This is a genomic window from Flectobacillus sp., from assembly GCF_049240685.1.
GTDB lineage: Bacteria > Bacteroidota > Bacteroidia > Cytophagales > Spirosomataceae > Flectobacillus.
The window spans coordinates 3,531-7,076 of sequence record NZ_JBMLSD010000380.1 but is presented as its reverse complement, the minus strand read 5'-3'; the positions used below and the strand labels follow the sequence as shown (position 1 = coordinate 7,076).

The following is a 3,546-nucleotide window of genomic DNA, read 5'->3' as shown; positions in this document are numbered from 1 at the left end:
AAGTATATATTGAAATTTTCGAACAAGCCGAGAATTTCAAGAAGAATCGTGGGTAAGGTTAAAGAGGTTAATTTAACTCCTTCAATGGAATAGCTTCTCCTCTTTAATTCTGAATATTCACATTAACTAAATTACAGTTAAAAGAAAACCATTTTGAAATGGATATTTGGCAATACAAATCTAAGTACCCTAATGATGTTCTAATAATCATAGAAGAGTTTAATAAAAAGGATAAATATGTAATTTTTGATTTTCTTAACAGTGATGAATTGGCGGACTTTATCACCCTTACCGAAATAGAAATTGATGAATCAAAAGGAACAATGATTCTATTTAGAAATTATAATGGCAAAACCCTCACTGAAAATACTGTTTATCCATTTAAACAACTACAGGTTGAGTTCCTTAAGTCACAGTTCTCAAGTAATAATTTAATGAGTGACTCATTCTTAATAAGCTATTCTATAGACCTACAAGGTATTACAAACCTGTTCTTTGGAGATTCATTAACGAATGATAAACCTGAAATGATTAACCTTGACAATGACTTTATGAGATCTTCCTTATTAAAGAAAGTGCCGTTTCCTTCTCTGAATAAAAGTAAATTAGTAGTACGAAATGTGAAGCAAGGTAATTGGAATGAAATTTGGACAAATAACAATGTAGAGATTGTTTTTGACATTGGTACATCAACTAACGCAGATAAACAAGAAGTCCGAAATCTCATTAACACTAGAACTGAAGAATATTCTAAAAGTAAACCTATACTAATAATTTCACATTGGGATAAAGATCATTATCACTCACTACTAGGGTTTACTGACGAAGAATTAAGCAACAGTTTTAAAAGTATTCTATGTAGGAAAAACCCACCTAGCCTAACAAGTCAAAATCTTTTTTCAAGACTGATTAAGACCATTGGTAACAACCATGTAGAAGCAATTCCACCATTTGAGAGTCCAAGTAAAGATGAGAAGAAAAAAAAGAAAAAGAAATATTTACCACTCTTAAGGCTTATTAACTCTCCAATAAGCTCAATTCTAATCTATAATGCTCAATTTCATAAAAATAGAAATATTTCTGGTATTCTTATCTCTATACAAACTGAAACCCAAACTGCAATTTTATCAGCAGATTTTCACTACGAACAAATTTCTACCTATGTGATACCAGATCTTGTACAAAGTAAAAAACATTCCTTGGTTGTCCCACATCATGGGGGAGAAGCAGGCAGTCTTGTTTATAAATATCAAAAAACTGTCTATCTTGAAAATGCAGTTATTTCAATAGGTAAGAATGGATATAAGCATCCTCTACCACGAGTAACCGATTTTCTAAGAAAAAAAGGCTTTAAACTACATCAAACAAATATCAAAAACGAAGATATTATTATTGAGCTTTCGTAAGCAAAATAAAATGTGTACATAAAAGTATCATTTTCTATACATGAACTTTTAACGTGTATAGAAAATGATGTTTTTGTATACACGTTAGACTAAAAACTCATATTTAAAGTTCACTACAATGCCTAGAAAAAAAAGCCCACTTATAGATTTTGACCTTCTTAACAAAAGCGACCTTTTCATTAATTCCGCTGAAGCAGCAAAAGCCTGTGGACTTGGTGACAAGCTATTTGATAGAGAAGAGTTTTTAGCCTTTAAAGCAGCACGAATGGCTAGTCACAAAAAGGTGAAGAAAAAGCCAAAAGATTGAGTAAAATAGAGCACCGTTTAGACTATATCGGAGTTCATTTATGGCAATATTGACACCCTAGCTAATAGCCTATAAATCAACAGATTAAAACAACTTTGTCCTGATTTTCGATATTTAGATTTTCGAGAATTATAAATTCTTTATCGGGGCATTTGCTCGATAGGACGAATTCTTACCAAATATTAGTAGTTTTGCATTTTATACAAATTAATTTTCACACCATGCAATCTAATTCTAAAAAAATGACCCTTGGAATTATTCTATTAGTACTAGGCTTTATATCGATTAGTGTTGGGATTATTTTTATTAAAAAGTCAAATCAATCAGAACCCACTCCTACTGTTAGTACTACTCCCACAACAACTCCTGAAATAGTGGAAGCTCCCAAAAATGATGATTCAGAAAAAGAAAAAGGAGAAGCTTTTGAAAAATTTGTTGTGCAGAAATTCTCTAAAACCTATTTTTCTGTAAAAGAATGGCGTAGCGACAAATTTGTGAATGGACACTATGCAGAAAGTACTTCCTACCCAGACTTAACTATGGAGTTTAAGCTACGAGAGCAAAAAGAACTATTTGCGGTAGAATGTAAATATCGTAGCGATTATTTTAAGGAGGGTGTAGAATGGTGTAAAGAGCATCAGCTTAAAAACTATCAAAAATTTGCCCAAGAAAACAAAATGCCTGTTTTTGTAGTCATTGGCATTGGCAACTCAGCGCACGCTCCAGCAGATTTGTATTGCATTCCTCTCAAAGCATTGAAGGAAACCTTTGTGTCGAAGAGTTTTTTACAAAGCTATCAAAAACATAATTTTCAAGAAACTAACTTTTTCTACGATTCACAACATAATACTTTGAAGTAAATCATGAATCAAATAGCCCAACTACACAAAGATATTTATGATTTTTTGATGGAATATCATCAAGCGAATCCAAGCTTTAGATTTGCGCCTCGTACACGATCCATTGCCAATGGGAAAGGTTATCAGGATGGCTACTGGTTTAATGGAAATGACGATTATCTATTCATCGGACTTTATAGCCCTAATGATAGCGTCAATAAAACCCGCACTATTGGCATTTTTATTCAGTTAAGGCAATCTCTCATACAAAAAGCCTATCTACTGATTACCTACAGAGATGTCGCACAGATACCTGATATACCATTTTATAACAAATTGGTTGAGCGTCTTCAACAAAACTCAACGCTTCATCAGGAACGTGAAAACAAATATCAATTACATTTCGAGAATCCCAGAGATTGGCAAACTTGGCTATCAAGCTTCCTCGAAAACCAAAAACCTACTATTGATCAATTTATCAAAGAACAGGGACGCGAAAATGACTTTTTCATCAGTCAAGAGTGGTTCAATGAATATACTAATGCCATTAAAAATGTTCAAAACAGTGTATCCATACCATTCAATTCATCAGTAACTACGGAAAGAATCATAAATCAAGCGCCTCAGAATATGCCCCACTACCCGCTCAACCAAATCCTCTACGGACCTCCTGGGACTGGTAAAACTTATCAGACGGTGGCTTTGGCTTATAAAATTGTCCATCAGCTGCCATTGAATCAGGAAATTGACTACACAGCGGCTAGAGCTTGGTACAAACAAGAATTAGCCAAAAATCACGACCGTCAGGTGGAGTTTATTACCTTTCACCAAAATTATAGCTATGAAGATTTTATAGCAGGTATCAAGCCCGCTCTCAATGACGACTCCCTTGGCTTTAGAGAACATAAAGGGATTTTCTTTGAAGTATGCCAGAGGGCATTGAAGAATTATGAGGATAGTCAAAAATCTCCTGAAATCTTAGAGGAAGAGAAAA

General features: G+C 33.6%; 3 protein-coding genes and 1 pseudogene. All 4 read left to right on the top strand.

The annotated features are described in order from the left end of the window. Nucleotides 1–158 precede the first annotated feature (158 nt). Nucleotides 159–1,406, top strand: coding sequence for a hypothetical protein (locus ACOVQ4_RS17690; RefSeq protein ID WP_421821943.1), 1,248 nt, complete (start codon nucleotides 159–161; stop codon nucleotides 1,404–1,406). 118 nt (nucleotides 1,407–1,524) lie between these two features. Further along, nucleotides 1,525–1,713, top strand: a complete 189-nt coding sequence (locus ACOVQ4_RS17685; protein ID WP_421821942.1) for a hypothetical protein — start codon at nucleotides 1,525–1,527, stop codon at nucleotides 1,711–1,713. Between the two features lie 221 nt (nucleotides 1,714–1,934). Continuing rightward, nucleotides 1,935–2,573 carry a hypothetical protein gene (locus ACOVQ4_RS17680; protein WP_421821941.1) on the top strand — a complete coding sequence of 213 codons (639 nt, stop codon included), beginning with the start codon at nucleotides 1,935–1,937 and terminating at the stop codon, nucleotides 2,571–2,573. A 3-nt stretch (nucleotides 2,574–2,576) separates the two neighbouring features. After that, nucleotides 2,577–3,546, top strand: a pseudogene (locus ACOVQ4_RS17675) (hypothetical protein); the annotation flags it as partial.

Bases quoted from the DNA above. Each gene is read 5' to 3' on its own strand.
- ACOVQ4_RS17690 (WP_421821943.1), top strand. From the start codon at position 159: ATGGATATTTGGCAATACAAATCTAAGTACCCTAATGATGTTCTAATA.
- ACOVQ4_RS17685 (WP_421821942.1), top strand. From the start codon at position 1,525: ATGCCTAGAAAAAAAAGCCCACTTATAGATTTTGACCTTCTTAACAAA.
- ACOVQ4_RS17680 (WP_421821941.1), top strand. From the start codon at position 1,935: ATGCAATCTAATTCTAAAAAAATGACCCTTGGAATTATTCTATTAGTA.